Origin of the sequence: Rhodopirellula baltica SH 1 (genome assembly GCF_000196115.1) — a bacterium.
Lineage (GTDB): Bacteria > Planctomycetota > Planctomycetia > Pirellulales > Pirellulaceae > Rhodopirellula > Rhodopirellula baltica.
The window spans coordinates 2,003,176-2,018,600 of record NC_005027.1 but is presented as its reverse complement, the minus strand read 5'-3'; the positions used below and the strand labels follow the sequence as shown (position 1 = coordinate 2,018,600).

Genomic DNA, 15,425 nt, shown 5'->3' with positions numbered 1-15,425 from the left:
GGGACGCTGATCAGGCCGTTTGAGTTCCCCAAATGGTGTTTTCAGTCAATTCCCCGGAAAACAGGGCGGATCAGCGAAAATGGGTGAGTTTGTCGATTGGGGGATGTGTCTGCCGAGAACCGTCCCGTTCAGTCAATTTGGTTCGGAATGGCAAAGCGTTCCGGTTGCAACGCTCCTAGCAGTCGATCGCATTCTTCGCTGAATCCGGCGCGACTTAGCCACCAATTGAGGGATTGCTACGTGGAAAGGAGTCCACCTCTGACGATTCGAGTTGCGGAAGGAAGATCAAACCGAGCGATCGGTCTGGTCAACCAACTTCTCTCAATTCAGGTCCACCGTATTGAACCTTCGGCTGGGGTGTCGAGCAGAACCATTTGCTCAACTGATTGAGATCGAACTGACATCTCGTGAGTGCCTCCCAGCTGTTTGGGCCGGCAACTACTGGTCCAACTTGACTGTCATTTCGATCTTGGTCGGTCGCCTCTGTGGAAGACCCGATTTCGGCTAGGGCAGTTGCAATGAAGCACATTAGCGCACGCAGAAGGAGTCAGCGATGAAATTCAACGTCTTGCGAGCTGTCGCAGCCACCCTGTCCATGGGTGTATGCACGATCGCCTCGGCACAGTACGGACCTGGTCAATACGGCGGACAACCCTACGCTGGTCCAACCAGCCAGCTAGGTGTTCCTCAAACCCAAGCGGTTCAAACGTTTGGTGGTGGGAACTACCAACAACCCAACGCAGGCGGCTATCAAGCTCCTGCGAAGTGGAATAATTTCGGCAACCAAAACAACGGCCCGCAATTGTTCCAACCCGCCTCGACGGGATACGACAACCAGTTGCCGCCACCGGAATCCATTCCAACGCCGGCTCCGTCCTACAGCGAACAGTTGTCGGCTCCGATTCAACAGCACGCTGCTCCGGCTCAGCCAGCACCGTCCTACTCCGCTCCTGCGCCACCTGCGACCGTGCATCAGCACTCGACGCACCAGCATTCGGCAGCTCCTGTTCAGCACTACTCGGCACCCGTTGAGTACAGCAGTGCACCCGCCGGCGACTGCCAGACATGTGCACAACCCAGCCCGTACATGCAAGCCGCTTCGCAACCTTGGGAAGGCGCTTCGTATGCCGCCCAATCTTGTGGCATGCCATCAGCCGCTCCCGTGCGAGCACCTTTGTTCCCATGGTTCGGTTCGTTTGACCTGTTGTTCTTCAACATGGACACAAACGGAAAGGATCGGAACATCGTTTCGCGTTATGACAACGCAGACCCAACCCGACCCTATTTGCCACTAATGGGCATCGGTTCGATCGAGCCTGACAGCTCGCTCGGATACAGCCTCAGCTTCGGTCGCTACCTCGGTTGCGGTCAGTATGGTTTGGGCGTGACGTACTTCAATTGGGATCCAGATTCCGAGATGTACAACTCGCCGATCTACACGCCTGAGAACGCGACGCCAGGCGGCGGTGGTGGTGCTCTGCGTGCTTCGGGCATGCCACAGTACAACGGTGCTGTCATGAACTACCTGTATGACAACGGTGGTGGAGCATACAACGGCCTGGACATCGATGGTGCGGGTGGATACGTCGACGACGGTAGTGACTATGCAACCGTCTACGACATCATCGACGGCCGTGCCGGTCAGGCTGCCTTGGATGGTGGTGATGCCAACGCTGCTCCTGGTGGTGCTGGTACTGACTCACACGCAGAAGCAGTTCGCTTCCGTGCTCGTCGCGACGTCGATATCCAGGGTTTGGAAGTCAACCTGTTCAGCTTCGGACTGATGGGTGCTCAACGTGCCTCGGCTGCTTCTTGCGGAACCGGCATGGGCATGGGCCACAAGCTGAAGAGCTTCATGGGAATGGGCGGATATGGCGGAGTCGGCGGCTACGGCGGAGCCAGCTATGGTGGCTATGGCAGCTGCAACACCGGTGCATGCCCACCTCAACAGTGTGCTCCATGCGGACCACGTTATGGATACGGCGGAGCAGCCGGACCTTTGGTTCGTCCTTGCAACGGCAAAGTCCAAGTCGTCACCAGCCACGGTCTTCGTTGGTTCCAGTTCAAAGACAGCGTCGATTACGCTTACGACGTTGACGGACGAGCTGGTTACACGATGAACGACATCTACGACACGACCTCAACCGAGAACGATTTGTTCGGCTACCAGTTCGGCAGCCAACTGATCTACTGCTTGGGAAGCCGCGTCAACTTGAACGTTGGTGGTAAGTTCGGTGTCTACGGAAACCAAGCTGAGTTCCGTCATCGCTTGGGAACCCAGGACGTCGCCGCTTCGCTCGGTGCAATGCCTGACGAAATGATCAACTACAACACGAGCGACACCGTGTTGTCGACTTTGGGTGAGTTTGATCTGGGCCTCGGCGTCCGCGTCAGCAATTGCTGGACGGTTCGCGGTGGTTACCGAGTCCTCGGTGCAACCGGGTTGGCCATCGCCGACAACTACTCACGTGACTACAGCTCGGTCGCCTCGGCAAGTGCACTGCACGCCGACAGCAGCCTGTTGCTTCACGGAGCGTACCTCGGAGCAAACTTCAACTGGTAATCGTCGACGGCGTCATCGGACGTTGAACGCAGACGCAACCATCTGAACCGCCAAACGCCCTCGAATCGCTTTGATTCGGGGGCGTTTTCGCGTTTCTGACTTCGGCACGGTGAACAGCGAACTATACTTGCGGGGCCTGTTTCAGCATTTTGAGCCTGGATTTCAGGTCCAAAATATTGCTCCGCTTCTCTCGCATTTCCGCCGGACGACCCAACACGTGACCAAGGTTCTCTTGACGGCTTTCGAGCCCTACGACCGCTGGCCGGACAATTCGAGCTGGATGAGTCTGATGGAACTGACCCATTGGTATGACGGTCCGGTGGAGTTGGTGACTCGGCGATACCCGGTCAACTTGCTGAAAATGAGCGAACGGCTGCGAGCCGATTTACAGGCGGGCTACGATTTTGCGATCCACTGCGGCCAGGCCCCTGGTTCGACGCAAATGCGTCTGGAAAACGTGGGATTGAACCTCCGGACCGATGGGGCTGAGATTTTGCCGGACGCCCCGGCCGCTTACCGGTCGAAATTGCCGCTGGCCATTTCCGCTCAAAAAATTCGCGACGCCGGCATTCCCGCCGCGGTGTCGCATCACGCGGGTACTTATCTTTGCAACGCCGCGTTGTATCTGAGTCACCATTATTCGGCGGCATTTAGCATGCGGACTCAGTCCCTGTTTGTGCACGTGCCTCTGGCCCCATCCCAGGTCGCTCGCGAAAATTCGGATGCACCCAGCATGAGCGTGCCGATGACCAGTGCCGCACTCGCGATTCTGATTCAGAGTCTGGTTGCATCGGCTACCTGACGAAAATCCGCCGTCGATCTGGCCCGCCAGCCACAGCGGGAGATGACGATTGTGGGGGGCAGCGACTATGATGGGTGACTTTGTAGCCCTCCATCTTCCCCCACGGTTCAGCACATTCACCATGCACAGCTCGCGAAAACTGTCCGTCCTCTGGTTCGTGTCGCTCTTCTGCCTCAGCCTGGCTTTCGCCCCCGCGTCGTCGGCGGATGACGAGAAAAAGCCCGGCGACAAGCAGGAATCTGCCCCAGCCGAGAAAGCGGCCGAGGTGAAGGAGGCCGCAAAGTCAGAGAAACCGGCTCAGAAAGACGAGGACAAAAAGCCAGAAGCAAAGAAAGAAGAGAAGAAGCCTGAGGCCAAAAAGCCGGAGCCCAAGAAGGCTGACAAAAAGGCCGACAAGGCGGAGATGAAAGAAGAAAAGAAGGAAGATAAGAAGCCAGAGGAAAAACCCGTCGTCAAATCGGTCTTCCCGGACAAGGCTCTCGAGTCAGCCGTCCGCGCCGAGGTTTTCGCGAAACGCCACAACGACGAACCGATCACTGCCGAGGACGTCGCCAAGATCTCTCGCGTTGTCGGAACCGGCAAAGGAATCCAATCGCTCGAGGGACTTCAGCACTGCAAGTCGTTGATGCTGATCGATCTGGCTGACAACAAGATTGAGGATCTATCCCCGATCGCGGATTTGAAACGTCTGCAATCAGTCACTCTGGCCAACAACAAAATCGCCAGCCTGGATCCCGTCGCCGAATTGGTTGCGATGCAGTTGTTGGACGTTTCTGGCAACGAGCTGACCAGCCTGGATCCGCTGGCGAAGATGAGCAATCTTCGAACGCTGTATGTCGCTGACAACAAACTCACCAGCCTTGATCCCTTAGCGGGACTGACCAAAATTTGGTCGCTCGATGCTGCCGGAAATGAATTGACCAGTCTCGATCCCGTCGCAAAACTCGGTTGGCTAACGACGTTGGAGATTTCCGACAACAAGATCACTTCGCTGGCGCCGCTAACCTCGCTCAAAGATCTGGACATGCTGATCGCTCCGGGGAACCCATTCGCGAATCTGAAACCGCTCGTCGACATGTGTCGCGCCGATGTGGAAGGCGATCGCCGTTTTGCACCTTATCTGAATGTCTATCTCTCGCCCGCCCAAATGAAGCATGCGGATTGGTCTGACGACCTCGCCGCACTGAAACAGCTTGGTGTGCGTTTGCATGAGTACGAACGAAAGAAGTCCGGAGAATCATCGAATCCATGAGTGCTCCGACTCCCGAAGAATTCATCCAGCGTGCGGTCGCAGTTGGAATCGCTGAAAGACGAGAGGTTGATCGCGCGCTGTCGGAACTGGGTGCCGAAGAACGGCAACTCAACGACATCATTGAGTTGCTGCAACGACACGGCATTCTGACGACGCTGCAATGCGAGAAGCTGAGTCGTGGCGATAAAGGCGGTTACTTCTACGGCGACTACAAAGTTCAGTACCTGATCGGTGCGGGTACGTTTGCTCGCGTGTATCGTGCTGAAAAAGGCGACGAGGTTTTCGCGGTCAAAGTGCTTCGCAAACGTTTCCGTGATGAACCGAAGGAAATGGAGCAGTTCCTTCGCGAAGGCCGCATGGGGCTGAAGCTGAAACACCCCAACATCGTTCGCATTTTGGATGTTGTCCCCGACGTTCGAAACCCTTTCTTGGTGATGGAATTCGTCGAGGGGCAAACGCTTCGCGAACTGGTTCGCATCCGAAAGCAGTTGCCCGTTGAGCTTTCGTTGAAGTTGACGATGGAAATCGCCGCCGGTTTGGCGCACGCTGCCAGCTTGGGGATTTCACACCGTGACTTGAAGTTGTCCAACGTGTTGATTTCATCCGGAGGGACCGCAAAGCTGGTCGACTTTGGTTTGGCCGCGTTGGCTGATCGCAACAACCCCGAACAGGTCGCTGATTGTCCCAACGCTCGCGCGATCGATTACGCCGCTTTGGAACGAGGCACGAACGTCCGAAAGGATGACCCTCGCAGTGACGTTTTCTTCACTGGAAACATGCTCTATCACATGTTGGCGGGGACGCCGGCATTGTCAGAAACGCGAGACCGTTTGGCTCGATTAAATGTCTCTCGTTTTCAAGAAATCAAACCGATCACCGAACACGTTCCCGATTGCCCGGGGATCGTCAGCCAATTGCTGATGAAGATTTTGGCGTATGACCCGACGAAACGCATCCAGTCCGCGTCGGCGTTGCGAATCGAAGTCGAGCGTGTATTGGAAACGTTGAAACGAGGCCCCGTCGAACGCCAAGTTCACGACACCAGCGGAACGGTCAACGCAGCCGATGTCGGTGACGATCACGTCGTCACCAACGAAGGCGAAGGCTACGTCGTGATGCTGGTGGAATCCAAAGCCAACCTGCAAAACGCGGTTCGCGAACGATTGAAAGCCCGGGGCTACCGCGTGTTGATCATCGCCGATCCGCGACGTGCACTTGCGCGATTCGACGACGACATCGAGAATCCGGCGGATTGTGTGATCTTTGGTGCAGCCGAACTTGGCAACGACGCCTTGGAGGCCTACAACCAATTCGTCACCAACGAAAAGACAGCTGAAATTCCTGCGGTCTTGCTGGTCGATCAACGCCAAGGACACATCATCAGCCGCGCCAAACGCGGCCCCAATCGCGTGCTGCTTCCTCTGCCGCTGCGAGTCAAGCAACTTCGAGTTGCGTTGATGCAGTTGCTGGCAAACGTCGAAAAGCGTACCCCGGGAATGTTCTGAGCCGTCTGCTCGGACGTCTTCTTCCCAACACGCGACAGATGGATTGAATCTCGAGATGCAACTCACCGGATTGACGGTCATTGGCGGCGGGCAAATGGCTCGCGCTCTCGTTGGCGGAATGCTCGAAAGCGGGTGTCTCAAGGCAAGTGAACTGACGATCGTTCACAAAACCAAGTCGACTGGAGAGTGGTGGTCGTCGAAGTACAGCGAATGCACCACGACAACCGATACGGTCGAGGCGGTCGCCGGTGCCAAGGTCGTGATGCTAGCGGTGAAGCCGCACATCATCGCAGAAGTCCTGGCGGTCAAGAATAGTGCCGGGAAATCGGCCGATTGGTCGGGGAAATTGATCGTCTCCATTGCCGCGGGAATCGGGTTGGACAAACTCATCGACGGAGTCGGTCACGACCGCGTTGTTCGCGTGATGCCGAACACACCTAGTCTCGTGGGCGAGGGAGCGAGCGGTTTTTGTGTCAGCGGCGGCGTCAGTGATGACGATGTGCAGCTGATCGAAACCATGCTCAATAGTGTTGGCATCGCCGCACAAGTCACTGAGCCGCAAATGAACGGGGTCACCGGAGTCAGTGGGTCAGGGCCGGCCTACGTGTTCCTCATCATCGAAGCTCTTGCCGATGGCGGCGTCGCGGCGGGTTTGCCTCGTGCGACCGCGTTGCAATTGGCTACACAAACTGTTTTGGGAGCCGCAAAAATGGTTCGCGAAACGGGAGAGCATCCTGGCTTTTTGAAGGACAACGTCTGCAGCCCCGGCGGAACGACCATTGCCGCGATGAGTGTCCTGGAACAGAATGCCGTTCGAGGGGCGATGATTCAGGCCGTTCAAGCGTCCGCGAATCGCAGCCGTGAACTCGCCTAGAGGCTCCATCGCCGTGACCAATTGAAGCCGACTTCGATGCCGGCTGTTGTTTGCTGGACAGTGCCGGACGCGGGTTTGGTTGCCACGTCATTCAAAGCCTCACCAAACGCGGTACGATCGAAACAATTGATCGTCTGATTCACCCAATTAACGACTACTTCTTTTACATCTTGCACAGGGACACCGCGATGGTTTCTCCGATCGTCAAAGTTGATGACAAACACTTGCCACTTTATCGAGTCGTTTGGATTGCGGATCTGCCGCACTTTTGTGGCGAGGAAGATTGTCAACGCGAAGGCTATTACGAGATCCGTCTGGACGTCGAAGACTCCGTGTGGACCAGCTCAGCGGAACGTGATGAAGTGCTGGAGGCGCTCAATCGTTGGTGCGGTGACCCTCGCGATGATCCCGACGAGCGCCCATTCTGATTCGACGACTGTTCATTCAATTCGTTCTTCCATTTTCAATGGGACGAAATGAATGGTACGCCGTGTCGCGAATTGCCGTCGGATCAGCGTCGCATTGGCAGAACAGCTGGTATCGTTTCAGCCGCCGGCTTTGCGGGCCCGTTCGGCTTCACGAACTTCGTCAATGTCGTTCTGTTTTGGAGCGTCATTGACGGACTGACCAATCGCTTTGGCCAATCGCCCTAGCATCGCAAAGTAGATGAATGCTCCCGCCGTCGCGATGAAAATGCAAACCGCTGCCGCGGCTACTGGAGCGAACAAACTGGCAATGAAAAATGTCAGGAACGTTCCAAAGAAGATCAATGCTGCGGACAGATAGAAACCGCCCCACGCTTCTTCGCATCGCGTTACGCTGCGACCCACTTCGGGTGAAAACGGGACGAACATGCTCTGCATGTCCAACATCGACAGCAGAACAAATGGAAAGAGCAAAAATACCGATAGCATGACTAAGCACACTGTCGCTAGGTTTTGACCAAATGCCAATGTGCCAATGATCCATCCCGGTCCACCCGTCAATCCAACGGCGGCAAAGCAGAATGCCGTTGGGGCGAGCCACTCAAATGGTTCCAGCGTCAACGGCCAATCCGAGACGGTCTCTTCGTCATTGCTGACTGATTGCAGAATGGTGAAACCGCATGCCAGCACCAATGCCCCGTAGACAAGTCCAGCTGGAAACAAAAATTTCAGTGCGGCATCGTATCCAGACGCGATCGCAATGGCTGCGATGACCGAAGCAATCGATGAAAGAATCAGCCAGTGAACCGCGACGGTGAATTGACCAAAGATGCCGAAGGTTGACTTTGCCCAGTCCGCGATCTTGGGCACGTCCAAATCAGGAGCGGGTTCTTCCTTCTCAACTTTGGCAGCTTGAGCTAGCAATTCCTGTGCGGATTTGCGAAAAGGATCGGCAGGCCGATCGCTTTGTGTCACTGACGTTTCATTGAATTGGAATGACTGAGCGCGATCCATATCGATCACGACTTTCTTCTTCTTCCGAGGAGCCGGTGGCACCTTGATTGGCTTGTGGCAATCGTGGCATCGAATCTGTTTGCCTGATTGTGCCGATGTCACGTTCATCATGGTGTCGCAAACGGGGCAACGCACCCGAAACTGCTCTTCGTATTCGACATTGTGCGCGACCGGTTCATCGGACGCTGGCGGCTTTGGTTTGCTCGCCGACGCAGCCAACGCGGCAGCTTGGGAAAACAATGGATCAACCATCGAATCCTTTGCCGCGGGAGCAACCGATTCGGCCGGGCTGGCTGATTCTTCCATCGCGTCGAAGTTAAACGGATCGTCGGGATCATCAAACGCATCGGCGGTGGTCACCGGCTCGCCGCCGCTTGTTCCCCCTGATAGATCCTGGATGTTGTCGAACCCGAACGGATCGTCGTCACCGGACGAAGTCTCTGAATCGAGCGGCGGTAGATCCATGTCGAACATGTCACCGTCGGACTCGGATGAACCCGCGGCGGATGCGTCCGCGTCAGTGATGGCCGAGCCACTGGTGGCGGCCGGCTTGGGCGAGACCGCGGGCGATATGTTTGCGGGAGCCACCTGGGTTGGCTGTGGCTTGACCGCTGGCTTTTCCGGCGGATCGCTCAGCACCAACCAGTCGTCATCGTCATTGGTGGTGCTGGCGGAAACCCCCGGGACCAAGAACGTATCCTGGCACTTCGGGCAAATCACGCGAGTCCCGCCGGCATCGTCGCTTACAGCGACGGCCGCGAAACATCGCGGGCATTGCACCGATTGTGTCATACAGGATCAGTCCTCCATCACTTCCGCTTCGCGAGCTTTAGCGGATTCGTTGACGTTTGTTTCAGCCTTCTTGGTCAGTTCTTGCACTTGATCTTTCGTCTTGTCGCGATCGTCTTCCGTCATCTCTTTGTCCTTCTCAGCCGTTTCGGCGGCTTTGTTGGCATCGCGACGGATATTACGAATCGAAACCTTGGCTTCTTCGGCCAGTTCCTTGATTCGCGAAACCATCTTTTTGCGGACTTCGCCCGACAACGGTGGAACGTTGAGACGGATGACGCGGCCATCGTTTTGCGGATTCAATCCCAAGTCGCCGGCGACGATCGCTTTTTCGATATCTTTGATTGTCGTTGCGTCGTACGGGCGAATCAAGATTTGTTGTGGCTCAGGCGTACCGATGCTGGCCAATTGTTTCAGCGGCGTCAGCGAACCGTAGACCTCCACTTTGATCGAATCGACCAAACCCGGGTTGGCCCGTCCGGTGCGAATCCCCGACAAATTGTTTTGCAGCACCGAAACGGCTTTGTCCATTCGCTCTTCGGCGTCCATCAATATCTCGTCGCTCGTCATTGTGTCATCCTGGAATTGAGGAGGGGGAAAGGCTGTTTGCAATCAACGTTGGTTGGTTTGCGTGTCTTGTGGGTCACCGATCCAGGTTCCCACGGATTCGCCGCGGACGGCACGCACAATGTTGCCGTCCTGCTTGAAATTAAACACCAAGATTGGCTTGCGGTGTTCGTTGCACAACGCAATTGCGGTGGCATCCATCACGCGAAGCTTCTTTTGGATCACTTCGTTGTAGCTGAGTTGTTCGTACAAAACCGCGTGAGGGTTCTTTTCCGGATCGTCGCTGTAGACACCGTCCACGCGGGTTGCCTTCAAGATCACGTCGGCTTCGATCTCGAGCGCTCGCTGAGCGGCGGCTGTATCAGTCGTTACAAACGGACTTCCGATTCCTCCGGAAAGGATGATCACGCGGCCTTTTTCGAGATGACGGATGGCGCGGCGTCGGATGAATTGTTCGGCAACACGGTCGACGGGCAACGCACTCATCACTCGTGTCTGCAACCCGATCGAATCGAGAGCGTCTTGCAGAGCCAGCGAATTGATTACCGTCGCCAGCATGCCCATGTAGTGCGCGGTGGCTTCTTGGACCGAAGCGTTGGCTCCCGAGAACGAGGCGCCTCGCAGGATATTGCCACCGCCGTTGACGATCGCAATTTGACAGCCGGATTCGTGGGCGGATTTGATCTGCTTCGCGATTGCCAGCAGTTCGTTGTCGCTGATTCCTCGCTTGCCAGATTCAGCCAGGCTTTCGCCGCTGAGTTTCAAAATCACGCGGCGATAACGTAAATCGCCTTCCGGTTGACTCGATGGGGCAATGTCGGGCATCTCGGCGTCAGGTCGGGTCAGAGGAAGCAAAAAGGAAAGCGAATCGCCGCGTTGAAACGTGTGATTCGCAAGCAAACGTGGCTCGTAAAACGGTAACGATTTCCGTGTGTTTGCGAAACCAGACACGATTCCCCGCGTTTTTGTTTCGCCAACACGATCCTTCGCTACAGACCTCCCCCGTAGATGGGGATCAAATGTGCTTTTCCGCTCCCTTCCCTCGATTCTTGACCTAGGGTTGTGGTGAGAGGTCTCTCGAAAACGTGTGCAAGACACGCTCGTTACCCGTGTGAGGATCCAAATCTATGCCGTTGCCACCTCCAACACAAACCAACCAGACGACACCCGTGACCGTGATTCCGCCCCGTCGGAACCGGCAGGCTTCCGCATCGCGTTCGGAAACTTCGGAATCGCGTTCAACCGATCAAGAATTTCGACAAGACCGCCGTCGCAATCGAGACGCGTCCAACGGCGGTTACGCTCGCGAACGTCGGCAATTCGGAAGTTCCCACGCGGACTTGTCCGAAGACGGTTGTGAATTGGCCGCCGCCATCGATCGCTACAAAATGCAACATCATCGTCGGTACATCACCTGTGACGAGATGCTGATCGTGATGCGTGAGTTGGGCTACTCAAAGTCTTAGACTCCGTCGCCGGCGATCATTCGCCCACGAAACGTGTCCGATGCGACACAAAGTTTTCTGGTTTGCCCTTCTGCCCTCAGGGCCAACCTCCTATTCCAAGACGGCTCGAGTGACTTGGCCGATTTAGTTTCAAGCTGAATCGACCTTGAATGATCTCGAGGAGCCCGTCGATCTTGCTGTCTATCAATCGATTCGCTCTGAATTGTAACTGGCTAAACGTTCCGCCTACGCCCAAGGTTGTGGTGCGTGTTCGATCACCTTGCTCGCTGGCTCGATCGCAGTCGTCTGGTCGAGACGCTTTTTGGTGACGGACACGTCAGCATCTCAAAAGTCGGCGCTCTGATTCGAGAGCCGCTTGTTTCTTGACGCGTTGAAATCGCACAACGCTTTATGCCTTCGCGCAATATTCGTATCGCTCCCCGTAGATCGAAACAAATCACGCGTCCATCAAGAACGTATCTGCCGGACAAACCGCTCAGCGTGATTGCGAGTTGCAGCCACTATTGTGCAAGAACATACGACGATTCTTGGATCTCCTACTCCATTGATCTGCCGACACATTCCAGGAAATGTTCCTCGCGGTCCATGGTCAAAACAATCAATTCGTTCACTCAATATTCGCGAAACGTTCACCTATAAACGTTTTGGATATCGAAGGTCAGCCTTTGCGATTCGACTCGCGGCGTTCGGTTAGGAAATATCTAAAAACCAAAGCCTGACAATGTCGTTGACGACTACAAGCTGTCCAGCTAGGTGGATAAGCTAGAGGTGCTGAGGTGCCCGTCTGATCTGCTGCTACATGACGAAAATCATTCGTGTCCTCCGGTCTGCTTTTCACCATTGCCTCTCGCAACAATGCTCCCTCTGACTAGGACCTATCCAGATGAAGTGTAGATCTCTTGTGTTCCAAGCCTTTGTGCTTACTTTGGGCATGTGCCTCACGGCTCACGCTCAGGACAAACCGAATGTCCTCGTTATTTGGGGCGACGACATCGGCACCGAAAACATCAGCCACTACAACCGTGGGATGATGGGCTATCAGACACCGAACATCGACCGCGTTGCGAAGGAAGGGATTTTCTTCACCGACTACTACGGTCAACAATCCTGTACCGCAGGTCGTGCCGCTTTCATCAGTGGCAGTGTTCCGGTCCGCAGTGGGATGACCAAGGTTGGCTTGCCTGGTGCGAAAGAAGGCTGGCAAAAAACCGATGTCACCATGGCAACGGTTATGAAGAGCCTCGGATACTCAACCGGCCAATTCGGGAAGAATCACCAAGGCGACCGTGACGAACATCTGCCAACGCAACATGGTTTCGATGAATTCCTCGGCAACCTCTACCACCTCAATGCGGAAGAGGAACCTGAGAACGAAGACTATCCCGGCGACATGGTCTTGGCTGATGGTCGAACGTTCCGCCAAGCCTTTGGGCCTCGCGGCGTGATCAAGGCGACTGCGGACGGCAAGATCGAAGACACCGGCCCGCTCACGAAAAAGCGAATGGAAACGATTGATGAAGAAACCATTGCTGCGGCCAAGGACTTCATCACGCGTCAACACAAAGCGGGCAAGCCATTCTTTTGCTGGTGGAACGGGACGCGAATGCACTTTCGAACACACGTCAAGAAAGAACATCGTAACAAAGGCAACGACGAGTACACCGACGGGATGATCGAGCACGACATGCAGGTTGGTGAACTGTTGGATCTGTTGGACGAACTGGGAATCGCCGACAACACGATCGTTCAGTATTCAACTGACAACGGTCCACACTACAACACCTGGCCCGACGCCGGAACAACTCCCTTTCGAAGCGAAAAGAACTCCAACTGGGAAGGTGCTTATCGAGTTCCTTGCTATGTGCGTTGGCCCGGTAAGTTTCCGGCCGGAACGGTTCGCAACGGCATTGTGGCTCACGAAGATTGGTTGCCCACTTTCGCAGCCGCTGCAGGTGGAACAGACATCAAGGACAAATTGTTGAAAGGTGTGGAGCTGAATGGTCGCTCATACAAGAACCACATCGATGGTTACAACATGCTGGACTACCTGACTGGCGAGAGCAAAGAATCGCCTCGCAAAGAGTTCATGTACGTCAATGACGACGGCCAAATCGTTGCCATTCGCTACGAAGATTGGAAAGCCGTCTTCCTCGAAAACCGAGGTGTTGCATTTGAAGTTTGGCGTGAACCCTTCACCGAACTTCGTGTTCCGTTGTTGTTTAACCTCCGTCGCGATCCGTTTGAGAAGGCACAGCACAACTCGAATACCTACAACGATTGGTTCCTTTCGCGAGTCTATGTGTTGGCTCCCATGCAGCAACTAGCAGGGAAGTTTCTGATGTCGATGAAGGAGTTCCCGCCAAGCCAAACGCCGGGATCGTTCAACCTCGAGAAGATTCAGAAGCAAATCGAAGGCAGCTTGGGCGGCCGATGATCTGAGCGGACGCGGGTTCCTTGATGATTCACATGAAGCGGCGGGCATTGCTCGCCGCTTTTTCGTTGCCTGATACGAGTTTCGTTCTTAATTCAACGAGGGTGGATTCCATTTTGGAATCCCCGAACTATCTTTTTGCTTCTGAAACTGATCTCGGAACGGTTTTCCAACATCAAGTGGTGCGTCTTCGTTGATCATCAAAGGACGCACTTCATCCCACCATTCGTCGAAGGCGACAAGCATTCGCGAAACCACTTCAGGGTGACTGCCAGCAACATCGGCTGTTTCACCAGGATCATTTTCGAGATCATAGAGCTCTCCATTGACCAGCCGCCACTTTTCGTCTCGGACGGCGTAGTTCTTGTGTTTCGAATGATCCGGGTTTGGATCGCCCTTGCCAAACTTGCCTTTCAGTCCGGCTTTGGCCCATCGTCCGCTGTGAAAGAACTGAAAGCGATGATCCCAATCTAATTGTGGGTTCTTGATCAACGAAACCAGGCTGCGACCGTCCAGGTCCGCCTCAGCAGGAATCTCGGCGTGCGCAATCTCGGCAAGTGTGGGGAACAGGTCGACGTGACGAGTCATCGTCTCGATGTCCACGCCGCTGTTTGTGAAACCGGGCAGACGCATGAACAAAGGAACTCGCGAGCCACCTTCATTCACGGTTCCTTTGCCGCCCTTCATTCCTGCATTGTAGATCTTCGATCCTTTCGCGCTTCCGTTGTCAGTCATGAAAATCAGCAATGTATTGTCAGCCAGATCCCACTCATCGAGTTTGCCCATCAGCTTTCCCATGTTGTCGTCGATGTTGACGATCATGCCCAAGAACTCTGATTGTGGGGAGGAGCACTTGTCGCGGAATCGATCGGAGTATCGCTTTTCAACTTTGTAAGGAGCGTGCGGTGCGTTGGTGGGAATGTACGCGAAGAAGGGTTTTGTATCGCTCTTAGTTTGCAAGCGGATCCAACCGAGGGCCTGTTGGAAGAAGACGTCCGTGCAATAGCCTTCGGTTTGCACGAACGTTCCGTTGTGCTTGATGATCGGGTTGAAGTAACTGGTTCCGGGAGCGTCGCTTTGCGAACCAGCAAAGTTCTGGCCGATTCCGCCGGCGCCGTGGATGAACGTTTCATCAAATCCACGTCGATCGGGCTGGTAAGCGTCTTCATCTCCCAAGTGCCATTTGCCGAAAATGCCCGTGGTGTAACCTGCTGACTTCAACACTTCTGCGATCGTGGTCGAAGTGAGAGCCATGCGGTCTCGTTCCAAAATGGTGTGGGTCACGCCATTTTTGAATGGAGCGCGGCCAGACATCAGCGCTGAACGTGTCGGCGCACAGGTCGGGCTGACATGAAAGTCGTTGAAACGAGTGCTTTCCGAATGAAGGCGGTCAAGGTTTGGTGTTTTCAGAAACGGATGACCGTGGCAACCGAGATCGCCATAACCCTGATCGTCGGTCATCACCAAAATGATGTTTGGCGGAGACACTTGATCGACGTCATCACCGTTATCAGCAGCTCGTAGCCCGCTGCACGGTACAAGGAGAAACAGGAGTACTGAAAGAATGGCTTTGATTGGCATGGAAGGTCGATCCTAATTGAACTGGAGAGACAGCAGGCGAGATTGGTGGCGACCGGTACATTCAAGACGCCACCAAAACTCACTTCGCTGATTTTAAGCGAGTCCGCGTCAAAAGGTTGGCAGCACGCAAGCATCCGTCGACTTCGCATCGCAAAA

Annotated in this window: 12 protein-coding genes; 8 read left to right on the top strand and 4 right to left on the bottom strand. The window is 55.0% G+C overall.

The genetic code is table 11. The features are described from left to right. Positions 1–553 precede the first annotated feature (553 nt). The 6 genes from RB_RS07700 (at position 554) to RB_RS28035 (ending at position 7,424) form a co-directional block, all read left to right on the top strand. A complete protein-coding gene (locus tag RB_RS07700; RefSeq protein WP_011119616.1) occupies positions 554–2,563 on the top strand; it encodes a hypothetical protein in 2,010 nt (669 codons plus the stop codon). Positions 2,564–2,780: 217 nt separating this feature from the next. Further along, positions 2,781–3,365 carry a pyroglutamyl-peptidase I gene (locus RB_RS07695; RefSeq protein ID WP_231846309.1) on the top strand — a complete coding sequence of 195 codons (585 nt, stop codon included), beginning with the start codon at positions 2,781–2,783 and terminating at the stop codon, positions 3,363–3,365. Between the two features lie 121 nt (positions 3,366–3,486). Further along, entirely contained in the window at positions 3,487–4,617 is a 1,131-nt protein-coding gene (locus RB_RS07690) for a leucine-rich repeat domain-containing protein (protein ID WP_164921680.1), read from the top strand. After that, on the top strand, positions 4,614–6,122 hold the full coding sequence (locus tag RB_RS07685) for a serine/threonine-protein kinase (RefSeq protein ID WP_011119613.1): 1,509 nt from the start codon (positions 4,614–4,616) through the stop codon (positions 6,120–6,122). The genes RB_RS07690 and RB_RS07685 overlap by 4 nt, the downstream gene beginning before the upstream one ends. 55 nt (positions 6,123–6,177) lie before the next feature. After that, positions 6,178–6,996: a pyrroline-5-carboxylate reductase gene (proC, locus tag RB_RS07680; protein ID WP_164921679.1), complete on the top strand. Its 819-nt coding sequence runs from the start codon at positions 6,178–6,180 to the stop codon at positions 6,994–6,996. Between the two features lie 50 nt (positions 6,997–7,046). Further along, entirely contained in the window at positions 7,047–7,424 is a 378-nt protein-coding gene (locus RB_RS28035) for a hypothetical protein (protein ID WP_011119611.1), read from the top strand. A 117-nt stretch (positions 7,425–7,541) separates the two neighbouring features. Here RB_RS28035 and RB_RS07670 read toward each other — a convergent pair whose 3' ends face one another. The 3 genes from RB_RS07670 to pyrH are packed head-to-tail and all read right to left on the bottom strand — an operon-like array spanning position 7,542 to position 10,742. After that, positions 7,542–9,227, bottom strand: coding sequence for a hypothetical protein (locus tag RB_RS07670; protein WP_011119610.1), 1,686 nt, complete (start codon positions 9,225–9,227; stop codon positions 7,542–7,544). Between the two features lie 6 nt (positions 9,228–9,233). Further along, positions 9,234–9,794, bottom strand: coding sequence for a ribosome recycling factor (gene frr / locus RB_RS07665; protein WP_007339966.1), 561 nt, complete (start codon positions 9,792–9,794; stop codon positions 9,234–9,236). 42 nt (positions 9,795–9,836) lie between these two features. Beyond that, positions 9,837–10,742, bottom strand: a complete 906-nt coding sequence (gene pyrH / locus RB_RS07660; protein ID WP_037248584.1) for a UMP kinase — start codon at positions 10,740–10,742, stop codon at positions 9,837–9,839. 176 nt (positions 10,743–10,918) lie between these two features. Here pyrH and RB_RS07655 point away from each other — a divergent pair, with 176 nt between their 5' ends. Together RB_RS07655 and RB_RS07650 are read left to right on the top strand one after the other, a co-directional pair. Then, entirely contained in the window at positions 10,919–11,257 is a 339-nt protein-coding gene (locus tag RB_RS07655; protein ID WP_007325878.1) for a hypothetical protein, read from the top strand. A gap of 931 nt (positions 11,258–12,188) precedes the next feature. Next, positions 12,189–13,691: an arylsulfatase gene (locus RB_RS07650; RefSeq protein ID WP_037201681.1), complete on the top strand. Its 1,503-nt coding sequence runs from the start codon at positions 12,189–12,191 to the stop codon at positions 13,689–13,691. 87 nt (positions 13,692–13,778) lie between these two features. On the opposite strand, the gene RB_RS07645 is transcribed toward RB_RS07650, so the two are convergent. Beyond that, positions 13,779–15,269, bottom strand: a complete 1,491-nt coding sequence (locus tag RB_RS07645; protein ID WP_011119603.1) for an arylsulfatase — start codon at positions 15,267–15,269, stop codon at positions 13,779–13,781. Positions 15,270–15,425 lie beyond the last annotated feature (156 nt).